The sequence below is a fragment of the Halorubrum alkaliphilum genome (genome assembly GCF_017873815.1).
Classification (GTDB): Archaea; Halobacteriota; Halobacteria; order Halobacteriales; family Haloferacaceae; genus Halorubrum; species Halorubrum alkaliphilum.
This window is the reverse complement of the sequence record NZ_JAGGKQ010000009.1, coordinates 36,617-57,887: the sequence shown is the minus strand read 5'-3', so window position 1 is coordinate 57,887 and position 21,271 is coordinate 36,617. Positions and strand designations below refer to the sequence as shown.

Annotated in this window: 18 protein-coding genes and 3 tRNA genes; 6 read left to right on the top strand and 15 right to left on the bottom strand. The window is 65.4% G+C overall.

What is annotated here, in order from left to right:
- Positions 1 to 1,566 carry a DNA-directed RNA polymerase subunit B'' gene (locus J2751_RS07820; RefSeq protein WP_209484850.1) on the bottom strand — a complete coding sequence of 522 codons (1,566 nt, stop codon included), beginning with the start codon at positions 1,564 to 1,566 and terminating at the stop codon, positions 1 to 3.
- The gene (locus J2751_RS07815) at positions 1,563 to 1,793 is read right to left on the bottom strand and encodes a DNA-directed RNA polymerase subunit H (protein WP_209484848.1); all 231 of its coding nucleotides are present in this window, start codon (positions 1,791 to 1,793) and stop codon (positions 1,563 to 1,565) included. The genes J2751_RS07820 and J2751_RS07815 overlap by 4 nt, the downstream gene beginning before the upstream one ends.
- A 235-nt stretch (positions 1,794 to 2,028) precedes the next feature.
- On the opposite strand from J2751_RS07815, the gene J2751_RS07810 reads away from it, so the two are divergent.
- Both J2751_RS07810 and J2751_RS07805 read left to right on the top strand, forming a co-directional pair.
- A tRNA-Asp gene (locus J2751_RS07810) sits at positions 2,029 to 2,101 on the top strand.
- 31 nt (positions 2,102 to 2,132) lie between these two features.
- Positions 2,133 to 2,205, top strand: a tRNA-Asp gene (locus tag J2751_RS07805).
- 250 nt (positions 2,206 to 2,455) lie between these two features.
- Here J2751_RS07805 and J2751_RS07800 read toward each other — a convergent pair.
- From J2751_RS07800 to J2751_RS07785, 4 genes are all read right to left on the bottom strand, one after another.
- Complete coding sequence (locus tag J2751_RS07800; protein ID WP_209484846.1) at positions 2,456 to 3,466, bottom strand: histone deacetylase family protein; 1,011 nt, start codon at positions 3,464 to 3,466, stop codon at positions 2,456 to 2,458.
- Positions 3,467 to 3,898, bottom strand: coding sequence for a histone (locus tag J2751_RS07795; protein ID WP_209484844.1), 432 nt, complete (start codon positions 3,896 to 3,898; stop codon positions 3,467 to 3,469).
- Between the two features lie 166 nt (positions 3,899 to 4,064).
- Entirely contained in the window at positions 4,065 to 5,555 is a 1,491-nt protein-coding gene (locus tag J2751_RS07790) for a single-stranded DNA binding protein (protein ID WP_209484842.1), read from the bottom strand.
- 187 nt (positions 5,556 to 5,742) lie between these two features.
- Positions 5,743 to 6,294 (bottom strand): hypothetical protein, encoded by a 552-nt coding sequence (locus J2751_RS07785; RefSeq protein WP_209484840.1) that lies wholly within the window; start codon positions 6,292 to 6,294, stop codon positions 5,743 to 5,745.
- A 162-nt stretch (positions 6,295 to 6,456) separates the two neighbouring features.
- Here J2751_RS07785 and J2751_RS07780 point away from each other — a divergent pair.
- Together J2751_RS07780 and J2751_RS07775 are read left to right on the top strand one after the other, a co-directional pair.
- Positions 6,457 to 6,529 (top strand) — tRNA-Arg (locus tag J2751_RS07780).
- A gap of 484 nt (positions 6,530 to 7,013) precedes the next feature.
- The gene (locus tag J2751_RS07775) at positions 7,014 to 8,348 is read left to right on the top strand and encodes an IS4-like element ISH30 family transposase (protein WP_209484838.1); all 1,335 of its coding nucleotides are present in this window, start codon (positions 7,014 to 7,016) and stop codon (positions 8,346 to 8,348) included.
- Between the two features lie 665 nt (positions 8,349 to 9,013).
- Here J2751_RS07775 and J2751_RS07770 read toward each other — a convergent pair.
- Complete coding sequence (locus J2751_RS07770) at positions 9,014 to 9,838, bottom strand: hypothetical protein (RefSeq protein WP_209484836.1); 825 nt, start codon at positions 9,836 to 9,838, stop codon at positions 9,014 to 9,016.
- A 462-nt stretch (positions 9,839 to 10,300) separates the two neighbouring features.
- Between J2751_RS07770 and J2751_RS07765 the strand changes: the two genes are divergently transcribed.
- Both J2751_RS07765 and J2751_RS07760 read left to right on the top strand, forming a co-directional pair.
- Entirely contained in the window at positions 10,301 to 10,585 is a 285-nt protein-coding gene (locus tag J2751_RS07765) for a hypothetical protein (protein ID WP_209484833.1), read from the top strand.
- 97 nt (positions 10,586 to 10,682) lie between these two features.
- Positions 10,683 to 11,396, top strand: coding sequence for a DUF309 domain-containing protein (locus tag J2751_RS07760; protein ID WP_209484831.1), 714 nt, complete (start codon positions 10,683 to 10,685; stop codon positions 11,394 to 11,396).
- A gap of 30 nt (positions 11,397 to 11,426) precedes the next feature.
- Here the strand turns inward: J2751_RS07760 and azf are convergent, their stop codons facing one another.
- The 8 genes from azf to J2751_RS07720 form a co-directional block, all read right to left on the bottom strand.
- Positions 11,427 to 12,269 carry an NAD-dependent glucose-6-phosphate dehydrogenase Azf gene (gene azf, locus J2751_RS07755; RefSeq protein WP_209484829.1) on the bottom strand — a complete coding sequence of 281 codons (843 nt, stop codon included), beginning with the start codon at positions 12,267 to 12,269 and terminating at the stop codon, positions 11,427 to 11,429.
- A 130-nt stretch (positions 12,270 to 12,399) separates the two neighbouring features.
- A complete protein-coding gene (locus J2751_RS07750) occupies positions 12,400 to 12,753 on the bottom strand; it encodes a cell division protein SepF (RefSeq protein ID WP_209484827.1) in 354 nt (117 codons plus the stop codon).
- Positions 12,754 to 12,816: 63 nt separating this feature from the next.
- Complete coding sequence (gene mutS / locus J2751_RS07745) at positions 12,817 to 15,564, bottom strand: DNA mismatch repair protein MutS (RefSeq protein WP_209484825.1); 2,748 nt, start codon at positions 15,562 to 15,564, stop codon at positions 12,817 to 12,819.
- A 64-nt stretch (positions 15,565 to 15,628) separates the two neighbouring features.
- Positions 15,629 to 16,489, bottom strand: a complete 861-nt coding sequence (thiD, locus tag J2751_RS07740) for a bifunctional hydroxymethylpyrimidine kinase/phosphomethylpyrimidine kinase (protein ID WP_209484823.1) — start codon at positions 16,487 to 16,489, stop codon at positions 15,629 to 15,631.
- 22 nt (positions 16,490 to 16,511) lie between these two features.
- Positions 16,512 to 17,333: a phosphatase PAP2 family protein gene (locus tag J2751_RS07735; protein WP_209484821.1), complete on the bottom strand. Its 822-nt coding sequence runs from the start codon at positions 17,331 to 17,333 to the stop codon at positions 16,512 to 16,514.
- On the bottom strand, positions 17,333 to 19,216 hold the full coding sequence (locus J2751_RS07730; protein ID WP_209484819.1) for an ABC transporter substrate-binding protein: 1,884 nt from the start codon (positions 19,214 to 19,216) through the stop codon (positions 17,333 to 17,335). Before J2751_RS07730 ends, J2751_RS07735 begins: the two co-directional genes overlap by 1 nt.
- A 90-nt stretch (positions 19,217 to 19,306) precedes the next feature.
- A complete protein-coding gene (locus J2751_RS07725; RefSeq protein ID WP_209484818.1) occupies positions 19,307 to 20,488 on the bottom strand; it encodes a hypothetical protein in 1,182 nt (393 codons plus the stop codon).
- 73 nt (positions 20,489 to 20,561) lie between these two features.
- Entirely contained in the window at positions 20,562 to 20,864 is a 303-nt protein-coding gene (locus J2751_RS07720) for a DUF7091 family protein (RefSeq protein ID WP_209484815.1), read from the bottom strand.
- Between the last annotated feature and the right edge of the window lie 407 nt (positions 20,865 to 21,271).

Sequence of the window (21,271 nt, the reverse complement as noted above, 5' to 3'; positions counted from 1 at the left end):
TTAGTCGTCCGCCGTCTGTCGTTCGACGCCCTCGATGCCGGGGATCCCCTCGACACCCATCGACGCCAGTTCTCGTTTCAGTCCCTGTTCGTCCTCGATGGTCTGTGACAGCTCCATCGACTGCGCGAAGTTCTTTACGAGCCCACAGTTCGGTCCCTCCGGCGTCTCGGAGGGGCAGATGCGACCCCACTGGGTCGCGTGAAGATCCCGCGCCTCGAAGTGCGGCTGCGAGCGCGACAGCGGCGAGCGCAGGCGACGTAGGTGCGAGAGAACGCCCATGTAGTCCGTCCGATCGACCAGCTGGGAGACGCCCGAGCGGCCGCCCACCCAGTTGCCCGTTGCGATCGGATGTTCGAGCCGCTCCGTTAGCACGTCCGAGCGAACGACCGTGTTGACCGTGAGGTCCCGGTTCCGCATGTTGGCCCGTTCGAGCTGGTATTTCACGTCGCGTGCCAGCTTGTTGAGCGCGGTCCGGAACAGGTCACGCATCAGGTCGCCGGAGACCTTCAGACGCTTGTTCGCGTAGTGATCCTTGTCGTCGGCCTCGCGGCGTTCCAAGGCGAGTTCGAAACACGCCTCGGCCATCCGACAGAGGTAGTACGCCTTGTTGATCCGAACGTCTTCCTCCTCGACGCCCTCCTCGTGGAGGTGCGGCAGGAGGTAGCGGTCGATGACGTAGTTCGCCCGCTTGAGCTGGTAGTTCTTCCCCTGACCGGAGGCGACACGCTCGCCGAGGGTTTCGATGGCTCCCTCGGTCGTCTGAACCGATGCCTCCTCCAGGTTCTCCAGCATGAACTTCACGATCTCGGGGTCGTCCGAGACCCGATGAACGATCTCCTCGTCGGATTCGAGCCCAAGCGCACGAACGAGCGTCACGAAGTCGATCGAACCCGAGACGGACGGGAACGACACTTCGAGCAGCCCCTCGCGGTTGCGCTCACACAGCACCAAGGCGCGGTACCCACGACGCTGGCTGAACGTCTTCGCGACTTGGATCTCGTCGCCGTACTTCGAGTCGTACTCCGCGAGGATCTTGTTCGGCGCGAGGTCCTCCGAGGTCATCAAGACGCGCTCGGAGCCGTTGACGATGAAGTAGCCGCCCGGATCGACTGGGTCCTCGCCGATGTCGATCAGCTCCTCGTCGGAGAAGTCAGCCATGTTACACTTGTTCGATCCGACCATGATCGGCATTCGGCCGACCTTCGTTTCGGTCGTGTCGACGACGGTCTCCGGCTCGTCCTCGCCGCCGCGCACGATGGACATCTCCATGAACACGGGCGCCGAGTAGGTGATGTTGCGCAGGCGGGCCTCCTGCGGGTACAGTAGTTCTTCGGAACCGTCGGCCTCTCGGACGCGGGGAGTGACCATCCGAACGTCGCCGAGTTCGACGTAAACGGGCTCTTGACCCTCCTTATCGCCGATGTCGGTCTCGATGGTCTCCTTCTCGTCGACGACCTCCTGCATGCCGCGGTCGAGGAAGTTGTTGAACGATCGGAAGTGGTGTTCGGCGAGCCGTTCATCGGAGAAATACTCGCGTGACACGGCGCGTCGGTCTTGTCTGTTCATGAGACGACTAGTCGGTACACGACCGCTTGATCGGTCGTGCGGGAGTTTCGGATGATCTTCACCACGTCCCCGACTTCGGCGTCGTCCGGGGTCGCGGGATCGGTGCGTTTGATCTTGGGCAGGTTCGTCTTTGTCACGTCGTACTCGTCGAGGACCGCATCGATCGCTTCCAGGTCGTCGATCAGAACGTGGTCCGGGACGAGTTCGTGTTGGCTTACGTCTACCATGGGTGCTGGTGGTGGGGAGAAGCTATCACGAGATACTACAGGCTGTTACTCGTTCCACTCGGATAAGACTTGTTAAGTACACGCCGTGCGCGGCTCACGGCGACCGAACGTCCCTTGTTCGCACGGTCGGGAGTGACACACAAAAACGTACCGCCTATCCATTGTCACGGCTCCCCATCCTCGTCGGCGATGACAAGCCTTATTTGCCAGACAGGGGTACGAACTGATGCGACGTGCCCGGATGGTGTAGTGGCCCATCATATGACCCTGTCACGGTCGTGACGCGGGTTCAAATCCCGCTCCGGGCGTTCCCGTTTTCGGGAACCGTCGCCAATGTTTGCCCGGATGGTGTAGTGGCCCATCATATGACCCTGTCACGGTCGTGACGCGGGTTCAAATCCCGCTCCGGGCGCTTCTGTCGACGCCGACTACAAGCGAGGAGCGGCAGCGACGAGCGAGTCCGGCGTCGACGAACGCAGATAAAGGGATTTGAACCAGGGAGTGAAGTGAGCGGAGCGAACGAAACGACCGAGGTTCAAATCCCGCTCCGGGCGTTTCGTTCCGATCAACGGTAGCAGTGAGCATCGTCAGTTACCCACGACTGAAGCCGTGGGCTTCCTCCTTGATTCCGTGTGACTGATACTCGACCCGGGTTCCGTCGTTCAGAGATCGAGCGCAGCTCGCAGCTCGGACACCAACTGTTCCGTCTGGGGATCAGGACGTTCGTCCTCGTCGAGGCTCACCGGGGAGCGACCGTCGTACGTCTCGTGGACCATCGACACGCCCTCGGCAAGCGTATCGAGACCGTATCCGCCCTCAAGAACGTACGCGGCCGCCGCGTCAAGCCGGTCGACGGCGTCGCGGAGCCGATCGGTCAACAACGCATATCCCTCAGATGAGACGCGCATCCGCGAGATTGGGTCGTGTCGGTGCGCGTCAAACCCCGCAGAGACGATGAGTAGGTCCGGATCGAACCGTTCGATCGCGGGCGCTATCGCCTCGTCGACCGCATGGAGGTAGTCCGCGTCACCGGCACCGGCCGCAAGCGGAAGGTTCGCCGTCGTTCCCTCACCCTCGCCGTGACCGGTCTCGCTCAGGTCCCCGGTGTCCGGATACAGGCCGTCCTCGTGGATCGACGCGTAGAACACGTCACCACGGTCATAAAAGACGTCCTGCGTCCCGTTCCCGTGGTGGACGTCCCAGTCGAAGATCGCCACTCGGTCGGCGAGCTCGTCATCGATCACGGACTGTGCCGCGACGGCCGCGTTGTTGAAGAAACAGAACCCCATCGCGTCGTCGGGGACGGCGTGATGTCCTGGCGGCCGCCCGATCGCGAACGGGGTCCGGCGGCCGTTCTCCCCGTCGAGTGCGACTTCAGCTGCCCACTGTGCGAGCCCCGCGGACGCCAGCGCAGCGTCCCACGTCTTCTCTCCGGCGACGGTGTCGGGATCCCAGTTGCCGCCGCCGTCCGCACAGAACGACTCGAGCTCGTCGACGTATCCCTCGTCGTGAACGGCGGTTACGGCGTCACGTTCGGCGGGCGAGGCATCGGTGTACTCGACGCCGTGCCGCTTTGCGAGTCCGCGACGGATCGCTCGGAGGCGGTCCGGGTTCTCCGGATGGCGCTCGCCCGTGTCGTGGGCGAGACACCGTTCGCTGTAGCCGAAGCGCATCTACTCGAACAACGCGAAGTACGTCTCGATGTCCTCGGCCTGTACCGTCCGTCGATCCGCATGCCGCGCGAGCGTCGCGGCGGCGCTCGCCACGTTGTCGGCGTAGTCCTCGAGGACGTCGGCCAACGCGATCCGCGCGTCGACGCCGACTCGATACCGGTCGTCGATGCGGAGCCGCGCGATCCGGTCGATTGGGGCGACGGGAAGGGACAGCTCCTCACGGGGGATCACCTGTCCGACGCCGAAATCCGAGGCCATCAGCGTCTTTCGACCGTCTTCGGTCGCGCGTTCGGCCGCATCGATCGCCAGTTCCGCGCCGTGTGACTGGATCCGTCGGGCCAGCTCCTCGGCGGCGTCAGCGCTGACGCGGAGCTCCTCGGCGTTCCGCCGGATGATCTGGTCGACGGGCGCGAACGGCAACTCGACGCTCATACACACAGACGCGTTCGTCCACCGTATAACGCTTTCCGTTACCGACGTTTGCGGGGAGAAACGACGGCCTCGTGGCGGCTCAACGGCTCGTTTGGCCGAGCAAACCGCGGGTTTTGCCCTACGGACTCGTGGACCGTGAGTGGGGAAGGCAGCGAGGGCGGGATGGCTAGAACACGTCGTCGGCGTGGATCGCTCCGTCTCGCTCCGCTCCGCGAACCGTCACTTCCTCCCCGAGCCGGAGGCTTTCGTCGGTCTCGACGCTCTTCGTTCGCTGTCCGTCGTCCAGCACGACCGGATCGCCGGTCTGAACGACCGTCCCGGTGAACTCGATGTCTTCGGTGGCCGCAGAGTCGGCCGTCACGGCCGCCGCGGGCCCGGCTCCCGCCTCGCCGGCGTCCACACTGCTGCTTCCGGAACCCGTGTCGGAACCGGTTTCCGAACCGGTCCCGTCGGAGAACGCTCCAAGTCCGCTTTCATCGGAGCTCCCTCCGGCGCTCGATCCGCTCCCGGGGCCGCCAGTCGAGCCGTCGGACGCCCCGCCGTTTCCGGCGGATTCGGCGTCCAGCACGGAGACCGTCGATCGCCAGTTGGCCGAGGCCTCGAGGTCGTCCTGCCAGCCGTCCTGTATCTCGACGTCAGTGAAGACGACGCGGTCGGCCAGCTCTATCTCCGTGTCCGCCTTGTCGCCCCACAAGGCGACTCGGATCTCCCCGGTGTCGTCCTTGATCCGGACGTTTCGCACCTGTCCCTCGGAGCCGTCGTCGCGATCGAAGGTGCGTATCGGGTCCGTCTCGATGACGCCGCCCGTGATATCGACCGTCCGGTCGATCTCCAGATCGCCGATGTCGGTTGTTTCCGGGACGTATTCGACGTCCTCGTCGACGCGCTCCAGCGTTCCGCGGTCGCCGACGTGCAACTCGAGGTCGCCGTCGCGCTCGCGGACGTAGCCGTCGCCGACCTCGACGACCTCGCCGGCCGCGAACTCCTCGGCGAGCTCGGCCTTCTCGTCCCACATCGTGACGCGGACGCGGCCGGTCTCGTCGCCGACCGTGAGGTTCGACACCTGCCCCTCCGAGCCGTCATCGCGGTCGAACGTGCGGACGGAGTCCGTATCGAGCACCTTGCCGACCAGATCGACATCGGACGCGCCCAGCGAGAGGTCCTCCACGCGATAGGTGTCAAGCACTTGAACGTCGATCTCGGCGTCGTCGTCCGTCTCGACCTTGTTCGCGCTCACTTCCAGTCCGCTGTACCCCTCTTTGGGGCGTCCCATGACCCGGATGACGTCGCCGACTTCGAGTTCTTCCGCGGCACCGACGGCCATCTCGTCCCAGAGGGCGACCCGAACGGAGCCGGACGCGTCCGCGACGTCGACGTTACACACCCGTCCCTCGCCGTCCTCGTCGTCGCGCTCGAACGTGCGGACGTCGCCGATGGAGGTGACCTTCCCCATGAACTTCACGTCGTTCATCCCGGGCTCGATATCGGCGATGGTGTCCGCCTCCTCGTCGCGCAGTTCGTGGGCGATGAGCATCGCCGCGGTCTCCTCGTCGGCGAGCCCGCCCATCTGCTCGACTTTGTCCTCGACTGCCGCCGCGAACTCCTCGAACTCGACGTCGGTATCGAGGTCCTCGTAAACGTCCTCTATAGCTCCCATACGCGTACCTCGTGGGTGGTCGACTTCGCGGATAAGCGTTGTCCTTGCGCCGTTTTCACGCCGTCAGCAGTCGGGGGGTCGGCCGGCGGCGACCTCGGTGGTTCTCCCGGTAGAGGCTCCGTTGATTCCCTCGGCATACCGCTCAGTGGGACCGGTTCAATATAAAAGCGTTCGCGCCGGGCCCGGGTCACTCGTCGGTGTCGGACGAGTCGGTGGCGACGACTTCACGGCCGTCCGCGTCGTCGTGGACGACCGTCACGGACTCCGGGAGACCCTCCGCGAACTCGGCGTCCACCTCGTAGCCGATGTCGGTCAGCGCCTGCGTACACATCTCGGTGGAGCCCGCGTCGTCGACTGCGGCGACGACGACTCGGAGCGCACCCTCGTCGGTCGTCGCCGTGCTCGCCAGTTCGACGCCGTGACAGCCGGTTTCGCCGAGAACCGTCCCCTCGACGTGAACTCCATCAGTCACGAACTCGATCGACGCCTCGCCCGCTGCTCCCGTTGCCCCCGGATCGGCCGCAGAAACCTCGACGTTCGTGATATCCGGGTCGCTCGCGGCGTCAACGCTCGATCCACCGTCTGCTCCGTCGTTCGACCCGTCCCCGTCCGAGCCCGTGTCGTCCGAGCCCGTATCGTCCGAGTCCGTGTCGTCGATCGGATCGGCGTCGGCGACACAGCCGGCGACCGACGCGACGGCGACGGCTGCGGTCGTGGCGAGGACGGCGCGCCTATACATACGGTCGATGACGGGTCAAGAGTATATAAGATAGGAGTGACACGAGCCGACACCCGTCGTTCCGGCCGGTCGTCGTAGAGGGGGATCGACCCCATGCGAGCCCCGAACACGGAGCCGCCGGACCGTAACCGTCTTAAGTATCTCCGAGATACACGTAGATGAGTCCTGGTAGGGTAGTGGACTATCCTCTTGGCTTGCGGAGCCAGGGACCGGAGTTCAAATCTCCGTCAGGACGTTTTCGGACACATCAAACGACGAGCGTCGCGAGTCGTGCGTGTGTCCGAAAACTCCGCGGAGATTTGAGCAAAAAAGTCGCAGCCGGGAGCGAACGCAGTGAGCGACCGGATCGTCTTTTCGAGTTCAAATCTCCGTCAGGACGCTCACTTCGCGGCTGTCTCACTTCGTTCGACAGCCGCGGCGTTCATGCCCTGACGTGCCCCACGCTCGCTTCGCTCGCGTGGGACTCCGTCAGGACGTTTTCGGACACACCAAACGACGAGCGTCGCGAGTCGCGCGCCCGTATTCATTTAAAAGAAATCCCGTTGCGATACGGAGTGGGGTTGTTTATAAGCGATCGAGCGCTGTTGCTGGCGTCAATTTATAAGTGCGCTCTTCTGTAGGAGATTGTTGATACAGCTCCATCCGTTGTAGTTTAACGCCTCACGCCAGCGCAGTCTCCTGATCTGAATATCGTTGGGACTACCTGTCAGAGAAACCCGGTGGCTACTGTGAGTTACCAACCACCGGATTCAGTGATTGTCGACCGGATCAAAAGAGCGTTTCCCTCTGATGAGTTGCGCGAGCGCGCTCGCGCAACGAATCTCGTCCAACGAGAGCGCAAGTTCGACACTGTTGCGTTGTTCTACACCCTCTCACTGGGTTTCGCTGCTGGATCGGATCGCTCTATTCAGACATTTCTCGAACGCTTCGTCGAAATGGCTGACTGTGACGAACTTGCTTATCCAACCTTCCACGGCTGGTTTTCACCCGCGTTCGTTGCACTCCTGCGAGAGATTCTCGATGACGCCATCGAGAATCTCGAACCGGGACAAACCGACCTCAGCGGACGTCTCGAACGCTTTCGAGACGTCCTTATTGTTGACGCCTCTATCGTCTCACTCTACCAAGACGCTACAGACGTCTACGCAGCGACTGGCGAAGATCAAGCTGGCGTGAAGCTCCACCTCACAGAATCACTCTCAACCGGACTTCCTACGCGTTTTCAAACGACTGACGCCAAAACGCAGGAACGGAGCCAGCTACCCACCGGCGAGTGGGTAGCTGGCGCACTCGTCTTACTCGATCTCGGCTTCTACGACTTCTGGTTGTTCGACCGTATCGACCAAAACGACGGCTGGTTCGTCTCACGTGTCAAAGATGATGCGAACTTCGAGATCGTCGAAGAGCTTCGCACATGGCGGGGAAACAGTATTCCACTCGAAGGCGAGTCGCTGCAGGACGTCCTCGACGACCTGCAGCGACAGGAGATCGACGCTCGGATCACCCTCTCATTCGACCGCAAGCGAGGGTCGGGCGTCAGCACGACCCGAACGTTCCGACTTGTCGGTGTGCTCAACGAGGACAGCAATGAGTACCATCTCTACCTAACGAATCTTGCCAGAGACAACTACCACGCGCCCGATATCGCACAGCTCTATCGGGCGCGCTGGGAGATTGAGCTGCTGTTCAAGGAACTCAAATCGCGCTTCGGTCTTGATGAGATCAATACGACGGATCCCTACATCATCGAAGCGCTGATCATCGTAGCGGCGCTCTCGCTGCTGATGAGCCGCGTTATTGTGGATGAACTCCGCAAATTAGACGCAAAGCGGCAGGGGAGCGACGACGACGCGACCGCGTCGTCGACGCGTCTCCCACGTCGTCGGTGTTCTCACGCGCTCGAACGTCACGCACACTTGGTCCAGCTGTACCTGATGCTGGATCTCGGGTATGAACTGCCAAATCTCGACGAATTGCTGTTGTGGTCGTCACGGGATCCAAATCCACATCGACCAAGATTACGTGAGCAGGTTGAGTCAGGCGAGTTCTGGTAGAAACTCGCCTGACAAGGCGGTCAGCCCAGACGTAAGTAGTAGCGACAGCTCTGGATCGGCGACGCACTCACCGGAGTGAGTGCGCCGCCTTCAGAGAGTGCCACAGATCTCATCATCCGAGACAGAAGAACATCCGTTCAGTTCCCCGATCACGCTTCATCAGCGATTCGACTCAACACCGTCTCGCTCAACTATCCGCATAAACACCGCCTTGACGCGCCGCTAAACTACAACAGATGGATACAGCTCAGTCGAACTCGAAGTGAGTGCTAAACCCCACGAAGATCGGTTTATGAGATGATTCTTGAACCGAAGACAAATCCGTCAAACCGCAAGAAGGCAGACCATCAACAATCATCTACACATGAGCGTATAAGTGATCAACGCCGTGGTGACGCGTTCACGACGCTGGTCGTTCGTTTATAAGTAGCTGAGTGTGGAACGACGGTGAGCACCTCCAAAGCCCGCCCGACCGCAACCGCACCGCACCTCACGCCGCCCCAGCCTCGTCACCGGCGGCTTTGCCGCCGGTTGCTAGCGAGAGCTCCGCTCTCGCCCTGTCGCTGGCGGTGACGCCACGGCTTCGCTCACTTATAAACGATCGTCGCCGCCGCTCACAGCTTTTAAACACGATCTCGTCGCCGTCGGCGATCTCGAACGATCGACTACAGAACGGTGAGTCCGCCAAGCAGGACCGCGAACCCGACGATCGCGATCCCGGTGATCGCGGTTCGGCGTGCTACCCGGTGGAGCCGATCGGCACGCTCCTCGAGGTCGCCGACGGCGGCGAGCATCGGGACGTCCTCGGTTCCGCGGAGCACCAGGTCGTCCCCCGTCTCGTCGAGCTCGCCGCGCACGAGCAGTTCGTCGCCGTCGCGGACGACGGTCGCCTGGTAGCGGTCCGGCGTCATCGTCCGCCGGCCGCTACTAAGAGTGACCTCGAAGCCGCTCAAGATCCCGTCCTCGCCGATCAGTCCCCACCGTTCGAGGCGGGCGTTGATCGGGTCGAGATCGCCGAGCCGAACGTCGAACGCCGGGTCCCCGAGATACAGGTTCGATGCCTCGAACGGGTCCGACTCGCTTCGCAGGAGGCCGGTCCCCTCGTCCGTGAGCGCGTCGGCGTCCACGTGGACCTCGTTCCAGTCCTGTGCGATCGAGAACGCTCCGGCCGCCAGCCCGCTCTCCGTGGTACGCCACGTCGATCCGCCCCGGTTCTTCGATCGCTTCTCGCGGACGCGCCACGCCCACAGCGCCGGGTCGCCGTCGGTCGTGTCTGCCTGCGCGGGCGGCGTCCGGTCGGGAAGCCCCGGGGCCGTCACCGAGACCGGTCCGCGGACCGTTGTCCCGACCCCGTCGTCGTCGAGCCGCTCGGCGTGTGTCGCGAGCTCGGTCGCGGTCCGTGCTCGATGGCGAGTGTTCCGAGCCCGTCGGATGAGGAGGAGCCCGAACGCCGCGACTATCGCCGCGAGGAGGAGTCCGCCTAGCGGCATCGTTCCTCGTTGCGAATCCCGTCGGTGGTCAGTGGAGGGCGCGTCATCGACGGTATCTGTCGGCGAGAGCTTCATAAACCTACTGACCGGACCGGGTCGAGCGACGCGATGACGACCGCGACGACCGGCCCATGACATTGTCACGCATAACCGGGGAATGATTAAGTCGGATACACGAATGTCGTAGAACACGTCCCGGCGGGACACCCGCCGGACACCGACCGATGACCGACCCGAACTCCATCCCCACCCCGACGCTCGCTCGTTGGCGGAACCTCGGGGATCGGGTGCTCGAGCCGGTCGTCGATCGCTCCGACACCCTCAACGCGTAACCCCCGGACGTGGGGGCGGAAGGGTCGCCCGTCGGAGCGGTCACGCCTTTCTCTCCCCCGAGTCCGTCACAGGCCCGGTAGCTCAAGCGGCAGAGCCTCGGGTGAGGAATCGACTCCCTCCCGGGCCCGTATGGCAGCAACACACTGCCGCGCGACCGACGTCACGCTCCGGCTTGAAATCCCCCGCGACGCCGCGGGCGATCTCCACGCCGGCGTCCGATCCAGACTCGCGCGCCACGACGACATCGAGATCCTCGACATCGACGTCGTCGGACTCCAACCCCGCCTCAACGACCTCACCGTGGAGGCCGAGGCATCGATCCGGCTCACACCGGACGCGGAGATCGCGGATCTCACCGGGATCGTCGGGATCCACGAAGCACAGCCGATAGAGACGGGCGGACCGTCCCGATAGCCACCGCTGACGCATCGACCCTTCGACGGTCTCGTCCGTTCGGGTTCGAGCGCCGCGGTCCTCACCGCTTATGTATCGCCGTCATCGACGGAACGACATGCCGGATAACGACGACGATCGCGGCGACTACGACCTTTCCGAGAACCGGGAGGCACTCGGAGCGCCCACCGATGTCGCCGTGGCGCTCCATGCGGGCTCGGCTCTGTTCAACGAGGGGTTCGTCCTCGCCGCCCACGACCCGTGGGAGGCCGCGTGGCTCCCGCTCGACGCGAACGGTGCCGTCGACGCCGGTGAGTACGGAGACGACGAGCGACTCCTCCACGGACTGATCGCGACCGCGGCGGCGACCCATCACGCGACCGACCGGAACTGGGCCGGTGCGGTCGGCTGTGCGGAGAACGCGGTCGACTATCTGACGCCGATCGAACCGCAGTACCGGGGTCTCGCGCTCGACCCTGTCCGCGAATGGTGCCGACGGCTCGCGGCCGACCCGGAAACCGTCGAGCGACGAGGGCGGCCGGATATCCGGATCGACGAGAGGGTCGTCGGCTTCGCCGATCTGGATCTGGCGGCGACGACGGTCGCCGCACCGGTCGTGGCCGAGACGGTCACGTCGGGTGAGAAGGGGGTCGTGTCGGCCGCGGCCGATCTCGCACGTGAGGAGTACGGAACTGGCCGGTCGACGATCGCGGAGCTCTTGTTTAGCTTTCTCCAGCACCCGGATTCTCGTCCGCAGATCGCCGCGAGACTCGCCGATCGGGTCGAACGTGCGGAGCGGAAACGCCGGGATGTCGACGATCTGTTCGAGTGAAATGGAGTGTACAAGAGAGGACTGGTGGCGCTACGACTCGTCGGTCGGCGGGTCCTCGACTCTCGGCTCGGTTTCGGCTCCCGACTCGGTTTCGGCTCGCGGCTCGCCCTCGAAGGTGTAGTCGGCGGAGTTGTCCTGCGGGTCGTAGCCGAGGACTTCCCGAGCACGCTCGATCGAGTAGTAGCGTCGGTCGTTGTTCGAGATCCCGTAGACGATCTCGAAGCCGTAGTCGGCCCGCAGACACCGGTCGAACAGATGGGCACAATCACCGTGTGAGAGCCACATCGCCTGCCCGCGCTCGTACTCGCGGGGCGGGTGATCCTTGGTGAGATTGCCGATCCGGACGCAGACGACGGACATCTCGTGTTCGTCGTGGTAGAGCCGCCCGAGCGCCTCGCCGGTCGCCTTCGAGACGCCGTAGAGGTTGCCGGGGCGGGGGATCTCGGTTCCGTCGAGCCGGTAGTCGTCGTCGGTCCGATAGAGGTCCGGCGTCCGATCCTCGGTCTCGTAGCCGCCGACGGCGTGGTTCGAGGATGCGAACGCGAACCTGTCGACTCCCTCCTCGGCGGCGACACGCATCACGACCTGCGTGCCGTCGATGTTGTTCCGGAGCACGGACTCCCACGGCGCGGTCTTCCGCGGGTCGCCGGCGAGGTGGATCACGGAGCCGACGCCCCGCATCGCGTCGCGGACGGCGTGTTCGTCGGTGATGTCGGCGACGTAACGGTCCGCCTCGGGCACCCCGTTTGGGACTTTCGCGGCCGGCAACGGCTCGCGGTCGAGCAGCCGCCAGTCGTACGTCTCACCGATACCGTTCAGGATAGCCTGACCGACCCGCCCGCCCGCGCCAGTGAGGAGGACCGGCTCGTCCATTCACCCTAACGTGGGCGTGAGGAGGGCATATATGACACGGTTCGGCCGAGAAGACGACATCGACCCGTTTCAGCCCTCGATCCGACCGTTTCGGGGTCGTCCGCCGTCGAGCGTTGATCGTCGAGTGCGACTAGGAGAGTTTCTGCCGCGAGACGGTTACGCCGGTCGGAGTTAAGACGATCTGGTCGTCGCCCTTCTGGACGATGTCGCCGTCGACCTCCTCGGCCACCTGACGCAGCTCGTCGATGATGTGTTCGACCGTGCGATCCGAGGTGGAGTGACGCGTGATGTCGGCGATGACGAAATCGCCGTCGTAGACGGCGTCTTTGATCGGGATGACGTCGCTCTGGTCGCCGATCTCTGCGATGTGTACCTGCATTCCCGTCTCCGCGCTCGCGTCGGCGAAGTCGTCCATATCGAGTTCGACGTAATCATCGACGGACCGGTTACCGCCCCCGCCGAGGATCTTCGTCATGATTCCCATGACACACACACGGTGAGGTCACACATTAGTTCTTACGTCAGACACGACCGATCCGGCCCGGCGCTACTCCAACTGCTCCTGCCACTCTCGGACACGCGCGAGCAGGTCGACCGGGGTCGTCTCCGCGAGGTCGACATCGTTCACCGCCTCGATCACCTCGCGAGCCGTTGGGTCGAGGGCGGCCTCCGAGCGCGCCGAGGGCGCTCCGTCGGCGGCCGCACGCGACTCCTCCGCGTTGCGGTCGCCGTTTCGCGCCGGGCGTCCGGTTCCGCTGTCTGATACGGTGCCGTCGGGATCGTCGCGTCCGCTCTCGAACGACCCTGATGAGAGGTCGAAGACGGCCTGCGTGGTCCCACCGTCGCCTCCGCCACCCGACCCCTTCGCTTCGATTGCCTTCTCCTCGCGAAGCCGGTCAAGCACCTCGTCCGCCCGCCCCACGACCGGCTCGGGGACCCCCGCCAGATCCGCGACGTGGACGCCGTATGAGCGGTTCGTCGGGCCCTCGCGCACCGTTCGGAGGAACGTCACCTCGTCGTCGCGCTCGTCGACGGCGACGTGGACGTTCGCGACCCGCGGGAGGTGGTCCGCCAGCGTCGTCAACTCGTGGTAGTGGGTCGCAAACAGCGTCCGCGCGCGCACCTCGTTGTGGAGGTACTCGGTCGCGGCCCACGCGATGGAGATGCCGTCGTAGGTGGCGGTGCCGCGGCCGACCTCGTCGAGGATGACCAAGGAATCCTCAGTCGCCGAGTGGAGGATGTTCGACAGCTCCTGCATCTCCACCATGAACGTCGACCGACCCTGCGCCAGCTCGTCGAGCGCCCCGACCCGGGTGTAGATGCCGTCGGCGAGTCCGACCGTGGCCGCCCGCGCCGGGACGAACGAGCCGGCCTGCGCGAGCAGCTGGATTAGCGCTGCCTGCCGCATGTACGTCGACTTCCCGCTCATGTTCGGGCCAGTGACGATCAGGAAGCCGCGCTCCGCGTCGAGTTCGAGGTCGTTCGGGACGAAGTCGGTCGTCCGCTCGACGACCGGATGCCGCCCGGCGTCGACGGAGAGCCGGCGCTCGTCCGTCAGCTCCGGACGTGTCCAGTCGTTACCGGCGGCGTGGGTCGCCAGCGAGGCGAGCGCGTCGATCTCGGCGAGCGCTCTGCCGGCGTCCTGTAGTAACTCGGCGTCCGCGGCGACGCGCTCGCGGAGCGCCTCGAATAGCTCGTACTCCAGCTCGCCGCGAGCCTCCTCCAACCGCATGACTTCGCGCTCACGCTCTTCCAACTCGTCAGTGACGAACCGCTTCGAGTTCTTCAGCGTCTTGATCTCGCGGTAGTGTTCGGGCACCCCGTCCGCGACCGACTTGCCGACTTGGATGTAGTAGCCGTCCGTCTTGTTGCGGTCGACGGTGACGTGGCTGAGCCCGTGTCGCCGCTTCTCGCGGTCGGCGAGCCCGTCGAGCCACTCGGTCACCTCCTCGTGGCGGGAGATCAGCTCGTCGAGCTCGTCGTCGTACCCCTTTTGTAACAGCCCGCCCTGTGTCTTCGTCTTCGGCGGGTCCTCGGCGAGCGCCTCCGCGAGCTCGTCGTAGCGGTCGCGAGCGCGCTCGCGGTCGACATCTCTAAGCGCCGTCGCGACCGGCGAGTCCGCGAGCGGCGTCCCGTCGATCGCATCGGCGAGCGCCGGCAGCAACGCGAGCGTGTCCCGCACGGAGAGGAGTTCGTGTGCGCCCGCGCTCCCGCTCGTCGCTCGCGCGGCGAGCCGTTCGAGGTCGTACGCGTCACCCAGCACCTCCCGGAGTCGGTCGCGCGCGAGCGTCGCACCGGCGAGCGCCTCGACCGAGTCGAGCCGGCGGTCGAGCGCGTCGCGGTCGCGTCGAGGGCGCGTGAGCCACTCGCGGAGGAGTCGCCCGCCTGCGGCGGTGACGGTGTGATCGATCGTCTCGAACAGCGATCCCTCGGTGTCGCCGCGCATCGTCTCCGTGAGTTCGAGGTTCCGCTGGGTCGTCGCGTCGACGTCGACGTGATCGGTGTTCTCGTAGGCGGTGAGCCGCGTCATCGACGCGAGCACGCCCGCGCCCGTCTCGTCGACGTACGAGAGCGCAGCACCCGCGGCCCGCGTCGCCAGCTCGGAGTCGAGTCCGACGCTGTCTGCCGTCTCGCTGCCGAACCGCTCGCGGACCGCGTGAGCCGCCCGGCCGGGGGCGAACGCCTCCGCGTCGAAGACGGAGACGGACCCGGAGAGGTCGTCGCGGACGGTCGCTAGAAAGTCGTCGTCGTTGCGGAGCGCCGGACCGGGGAGTATTTCGGCGGGATCGAACCGGTACAACTCGGCCCGGAGGTCGCTCCCGTCGGCGATATCCGTGACGAGGAACCGGCCTGTAGTGACGTCCGCGAACGCGACGCCGTAGGGGCCGTCGAAGCCGAGGGCGCCGCCTCCCCCGTCATCATCGTCGCGAACGACCGTCGCCAGATATCTGGCGTCGTCGTCGCTCGTCTCTAGGAGCGTTCCGGGCGTGACGACGCGGGTCACCTCCCGCGCGTGGCCGCCGTCGTCGGTCTCGTACTGGTCGGCGACGGCGACGCGGTAGCCGCGCTCGACGAGCGACTTCAGGTACGGCGTCAGCTCCGAGAGCGGGACGCCCGCCATCGGATACGACGACCCGTGCGAGGACTTCTTCGAGACCTTGAGATCGAGCTCGTCGGCGACGGTCTCGGCGTCCTCGGCGAAGAACTCGTAGAAGTCGCCACACTGCATCGCGAGCAGGTCCGCGTCGGTCTCCGCCTTGAGATCGAGGAACTCCCCGACGATCCCCGTAGCCATACCCGTACTCCCGCCGTCGGCGGCTAAAACCCTGCGGGTCGACTGGCGGGCGAGGTCGCAGCAGTCACGTGTCCATCGTCGTAGGGTTCACCGCACCGGGGCCCGATCCGACGTCGTACCCGCGTCGGATCGCCTCACCCATGTCGTCGACCGCAGCCGCGACTGCCTCCCCGAGGGGTTCGCCGTGTGCGAGTCTGGCGACGATCGCGCTGGAGAGGCTACAGCCGGAGCCGTGGGTCGCGTCGGTGTCGACGCGGGGGTTTCTCAGCCGATGAACGGTCGGTTCCGCCCCGTCGTCACCGGCGATCACGAGGGTGTCGACCACGTCGTCGGCGTCGCCCGCATCGTTGACTTCCCCCACGTTGCCCGCGTCGAGATGGCCGCCCTTGACGAGCGCGGCCGAGGCTCCACGGGCGACCAGTTCCCGGCCGGCGGCCGCCGCGTCCGCCGGAGTTTCGACCGGGCCGTCGACGAGCACCGCCGCTTCGTCAGCGTTCGGCGTGACGAGCGTTGCCTCGGCGATCAGGTCGTCGTAGGCAGCCTCCGCCGCGGGCGGGAGCAGGCGGTCCCCGGTCGCGGCCACCAGTACCGGGTCGACGACGACCGGCCCGTCGAACTCTGCGAGTCGACCGGTGACCGTTTCGACGGTCTCCGCGGTCGCAAGCATCCCGGTTTTGACCGCGCCGACGGGGTAGTCGTCGACGACCGCGTCGTACTGGTTCGCGACGTGGTCGGGCGGGATCGGGTGAACGTCGTGGACGCCGCGGCTGTTCTGGGCGGTCGTCGCCGTGACGACCGAGGTGCCGAAAACGCCGTGGGTCGTCATGGTCTTCAGGTCGGCCTGGATCCCTGCGCCGCCGCCGCTATCGCTGCCGGCGACGGTTACGGCGACGGGGGGCGTCACCGGATCGTATCGGCGTGACATACCCGGTGATGTTCGCCGATCATTATAAGCGATGTCGGTCGTCCGACTCTCCGTCCGCGTCGACGACGCGATACGACAGATAGACGCAGCCGAACGCGAGGACGATCCCGCCGATCACGTCGAGCAGCCAATGGATGCCGAGGTACATCGTCGACACGACGACCGACGCCGCCAACACCCCTGCGATCGGCGTCCAAGCGCGATACCGGTCACGGGTAAGGACGGCGAAGACGGCGGCCGTCACCGACAGCGACGTGTGGAGCGACGGAAAGACGTTCGTGGGTTCGTTGACTTCTCCCGTGAGGGACTGGATGTGCGGGTCGAACGTGTACAGAAGCGAGGTCACGAGTTCCGGCATCACGTTTCGGGGGCCGTGAGCGAACACGAGCGTGTAGACGAGGAGTCCGATCGCGTAGTTGAGCGTGTACGCGAGTATGAGCCGCTTCAGCATCGTCGACGACGGAAGCGCCGCGTACGCGAGGAACGGAAACGCGAGCAGGAACACGTAGCCGTACACGTACACCCACGAGAAGTACAGCGTCAGCTCCGGGACTGCGAAGGTCTGAAGCCACGCGACGAACTCGCCTTCGACCGCGTAGATGAACCCGGTCAACTGGAGTCCAACGAGCTCGGAGACGGACTGGAGCGGCCCTCGACCGACGGCACTGGCGACGAGTACGAGTAGCAGCGCGGCGACGTAAGACCGGGCGTCCCGAAGATGTCGAATCAGGTCCTTCGGGACATCGTAGAGCTGCCGGGGGCCGATGATGGCGACGCCCGCGACGAGCAGCATTGCGAACACCCAAACGAGAAGACGGAGCGCAACCGAGACGAGCGGGTCCATCAGCTTCGAGTTACCAGTTCGCCGCGTTCGTTGAACCAGTACCCCGCGTCCCGAAGCGCTTGTCGGACGCGCTCGGTGTCGAGCCCACCGTCCTCGCCGTCCCCACGGTAAAACGGATGGACGGGGTCATGACCGTCCGTCCACGTCAGATCGTCCGGGACCCACTCCGGCGACGCGTTCAGTACGGAGGCCGCCGGGCGAGCGTATCCGGTAAACGCGTCGTCGACGAGCGTCGCCTTGTCCACCAGCGAGGCGAGTATCTGGCGGAACTGGAAGTTCGAGAGCGGTGCCTGTCGAGTGTTGTATCCCACGTGATAGAACGCGGCAGATGGACCCGAAATGAGGGTAGCGTCCGCTTCGCGACCGATCCGAGGGACCGCGTCCGGACCGAGTTTCGATGCGGTACCGTCCGCGAAGCCGTCCCCGACCAACTGGACTGCGGCGACGTCGGACCCGACGACCTCGATCTCCAGACGGTCGAACACCGGTTTCCCGTGATACACGTCCGGGATCCCCTCGGTAGGATTCGGCGACGATCCGCCCGAGTCCTCGATCGAATCGGATCCGCCGTCCCCGTCGGATGTCTCCGCCTCCGTCTCGACCGCCGTCGCGTGCGGTTCGTCCCCACGAACGAGGAAGTGGTCGGGGTTCCGCTCGAAGGAGACGGACGCCTCGGCCGTCGAGTCGACGAACCGCATCGGTCCGCTCCCCACGGGGTCCTCGTTGTTCGACACCAGTGCCTCCGTCGTTCCCTCGTCGAACTCGAACCCGGCGACCGTCGCCGGGTCCGTCAGCTCGCTCCACACGTGCTCGGGAAGGACGGGGATCTGGAGCGCACGCTCGGCGACCGCCCGGTTCACGTTCTCGATCGATAGGTCGACCGTTACGTCGTCGACGACCGTCGAGTCGACGACCGTCGCGCTGCGGCCGCGGAACTGCGGTGCCGGGACGGCGGTTTCGGTCCCCCCCATCGACGTGTCTCGGAGGAACGCGTAGGTGAACGCGACATCGGACGCGGTTATCGGCGTTCCGTCGTGCCACGTCGAGTCACGGAGCGTGACCCGGAACGTCTCCTCGTCGACCCGCTCCCAGTCCCGGGCGAGCCACGGGACGACCTCGTCACCGTGGGTCTCGGCCAGACGGTCGTACAGAAGCGACGTGAACGTTCCGTGTCGGCGGTGTTCCGCCGCAATGGGGTTCCAATTGGTGGTGATCCGTTCGTCGGTCGTCGCGAGCTGAAGGGTCGGCGGGTCGTCGGACTCCTCCGAGTCCGCCTGCTCCAAGGAGAGGAGCCCGCCGAGCGAGACCGGACGCTCCGTGTCCCACCCGGTGAACGTCTCGGTTCGGACCGCACTGAGCGCGTCCGGAAAGGCAACGACGGTGAACGGCTGTAGATCACAGACCCGTCGCTGGAGTTCGGCGACGGACTCGCCGCGGTCCTCGTTGGGGACCGTTCGCTGTTCCTCAAGGAGGTCGTCGACCGCGACTTCGGTGAGTCCGAAGGGGTTCTGCCAGCCGGCTTCGGCGGTGAACCGCGAGTGTAACAGTCCGTACAGCGCGTCCGGATCGAACGGCTCGGCCTCCTTGTACTGGCCGACGTAGAGGTCGAAATCGTGGTTTATCAGCGTTTCACGCCGGATCTCGGTAGTGGCAACCGTCTCGATACGCGTCCCGATCCCGACGGCGTTCAGGTGTTCCGAGAGCGACCTTGCGATCCGGATCCCCACGGGGTCCGAGTCGGTGGGGAGGACGAGTATCTCCAGTACCAGTTGTGAGGACCGGTCTCGTCCCACGATGTTGCGGACGCGACCGATACAGCCGGCGCTCGCGGCAGCGACACCGATCCCTGCCAACGCCTCGCGCCGGCGTATCCCTTCCGCCATTGTTCATGCTGACTCGTCGCCGGAACTATATCAGTTCTGTGGTAAAAAACGGTGCGCTCCGGGAGGAAATCCGGACGTGTGCCGATCCGATCAGATAACGTCGGCGAGGGGAAGCGCCAGCCCGACCGCCCAAGCGAGCACGCCGGCGACGAGGATCGGACGATCCTTCGCGGCGCGACCGACCGCAACCAGCCCGAGTGCGGCGAGGATCGCCACCCGGTGGACGACCAAGTCCGCCGGGACGGCGACGCCGAGCGCCGCGAAGTCGAGCACGAACCCCGCACCGAGCCCGAGTACGACCCCGAGGAACGCCGCGGTGGGATCACAACGATCCGCCCCGATGAACACGAGCAGCGGGAGTCCGACGGCGATGACGAGATACAGCGGCGCGGCGATCAGCTTCGGCGCGATGGCGGGGTACGCGACCTCCAGCGCGACCCCCGCGGTCCGTACCGCGACGAACACCGCCGCGAGTGCCGTGCCGAGCACCGCGGCCTCGGCGTGACGACTCCCCTCCTGTCGGAAGCGGCCGGCGGTTTCGACGACCGCGTCGCGAGTCCGGCGGCGGAGGAGCGCGCCGGCGAGAGGGAGCAGTAGCGCCAGCTCGATGACCGATATCCATCCGTCGCTTAACCCGCCGTCGATGCCGCGATACTCCCGGCGAACGTCGGTCGCGAGGTCGCTCTCGATGAACTCGTCCTCCAGCCTGACCGCGGGGTCGTTGATCCCCGGTACCGTGTGACGCAGCCGGAACCAGTCGTAGTACTCCTCGTGTACCTGTACGGCGGTGTATGCGCTGTCGGGCGACTCGTACGCGCGGACGTGATCTCTGGAACCGAGGTACTCGCCGTCGTGGAGTTCGAAGGACTCGTCGACCCACTGACCGCCGTCGGGCCCGTCGAAGTACGAGTACCGGGTGGAGCCGTGTGCGTCGTCCCACTCGCGGACGACGATCTCACGGACCAGATCCGGGTCCGCGTCCGTCTCCTCCTCGTCGGTCTCCTCCCACGCGGTGTCATCTCCCGCTTCGAGCGCGTCACGGACCGCGTCCCCGTCATCGTGGAACACGACGTTGATCGCGAGGGTTCGACCGTCAACGGACTCGGTCCGGCTCGTGTACGGCCAGAGTTCGTGATCACCCTCGACCGCGATCAGCGACTCCTCGGGGACCTCCGCCGCCGGCTCGTCGGCAGTTCCACCGATGAATCCCGACACGATGAGCCCGAGGGCAACGGTGACGAGAAGCGCGATCGCGATCGTCTTCCGATCCATACCCCGCCGTCATGCGCTCCGAGGTAAAACCGCTTGCGGGAGCCACGATCGTTTCCGGTCCGGTTTCAGGGAGTCACCACGTCTCCACGTAGCCGTCTCGGACGTCCTCGGTACAGCCCTCGCAGTCCGGGTGTCCCGACTCGAAGCATACGGGTCGTCCCTCCGCGTCGACCGTCACGGACCGTTTCTCCGCGTGTCGCCGGCAGACGATCCGGGCACGGCCGTCGTCGTCGGTGGGGAGATCGTACAACTCCGGTCCGGGGTTCCGCCCCTCGGGGTCACCGCGCCCCTCGGCGTACGCCCGCTTTGCCTCCTCGAACTGGCGGCCGGCCTTCCGGAGTTGCTGGCGGATGACACGTTCGAGTCGGTCGTCCATACCCCACGTTCGGCCGCGTCGACCATAGGTCCGTTGGCGAGAGACGAATGGTCGGCCCCGCCGAGAGACGAACGGTCGTTCCGTCGCCGACGGTGGCGGCGTGAGACGGTTATACGGGATCCACCGTGGCCGTCCGCGACGCGCTCTCGGCGGACACCAGCGTCGACGCGTGTTGACGTGTCGCGTGGGAGAGTTCCACTTGTGTTGACGTGTCGCGTGGGAGAGTTCCACTTGAAACGGCGCCCGCGCGTGGCTGACGCGCGTCAGACGCTCTCCCCCGGCCCCGGCGAAATCCGTAGGGCGGACCGCGGAAACCCGACTGAGGCGGCCGGAGACCCGCCGTGAACCGCGTTCGATGTTCCACTTCCGCTACGGTCACGGGCGTTTTAATACCATGAGGAACCAAT

Coding starts and splice junctions, on each gene's coding strand:
- J2751_RS07765 (WP_209484833.1), top strand. CDS start 10,301: ATGGCAGCAACACACTGCCGCGCGACCGACGTCACGCTCCGGCTTGAA.
- J2751_RS07735 (WP_209484821.1), bottom strand. CDS start 17,333: ATGGACCCGCTCGTCTCGGTTGCGCTCCGTCTTCTCGTTTGGGTGTTC.
- J2751_RS07795 (WP_209484844.1), bottom strand. CDS start 3,898: ATGAGCGTCGAGTTGCCGTTCGCGCCCGTCGACCAGATCATCCGGCGG.
- J2751_RS07730 (WP_209484819.1), bottom strand. CDS start 19,216: ATGGCGGAAGGGATACGCCGGCGCGAGGCGTTGGCAGGGATCGGTGTC.
- thiD (WP_209484823.1), bottom strand. CDS start 16,489: ATGTCACGCCGATACGATCCGGTGACGCCCCCCGTCGCCGTAACCGTC.
- J2751_RS07750 (WP_209484827.1), bottom strand. CDS start 12,753: ATGGGAATCATGACGAAGATCCTCGGCGGGGGCGGTAACCGGTCCGTC.
- J2751_RS07770 (WP_209484836.1), bottom strand. CDS start 9,838: ATGCCGCTAGGCGGACTCCTCCTCGCGGCGATAGTCGCGGCGTTCGGG.
- J2751_RS07820 (WP_209484850.1), bottom strand. CDS start 1,566: ATGAACAGACAAGACCGACGCGCCGTGTCACGCGAGTATTTCTCCGAT.
- mutS (WP_209484825.1), bottom strand. CDS start 15,564: ATGGCTACGGGGATCGTCGGGGAGTTCCTCGATCTCAAGGCGGAGACC.
- J2751_RS07815 (WP_209484848.1), bottom strand. CDS start 1,793: ATGGTAGACGTAAGCCAACACGAACTCGTCCCGGACCACGTTCTGATC.
- J2751_RS07760 (WP_209484831.1), top strand. CDS start 10,683: ATGCCGGATAACGACGACGATCGCGGCGACTACGACCTTTCCGAGAAC.
- J2751_RS07720 (WP_209484815.1), bottom strand. CDS start 20,864: ATGGACGACCGACTCGAACGTGTCATCCGCCAGCAACTCCGGAAGGCC.
- J2751_RS07800 (WP_209484846.1), bottom strand. CDS start 3,466: ATGCGCTTCGGCTACAGCGAACGGTGTCTCGCCCACGACACGGGCGAG.
- azf (WP_209484829.1), bottom strand. CDS start 12,269: ATGGACGAGCCGGTCCTCCTCACTGGCGCGGGCGGGCGGGTCGGTCAG.
- J2751_RS07790 (WP_209484842.1), bottom strand. CDS start 5,555: ATGGGAGCTATAGAGGACGTTTACGAGGACCTCGATACCGACGTCGAG.
- J2751_RS07725 (WP_209484818.1), bottom strand. CDS start 20,488: ATGGATCGGAAGACGATCGCGATCGCGCTTCTCGTCACCGTTGCCCTC.
- J2751_RS07785 (WP_209484840.1), bottom strand. CDS start 6,294: ATGTATAGGCGCGCCGTCCTCGCCACGACCGCAGCCGTCGCCGTCGCG.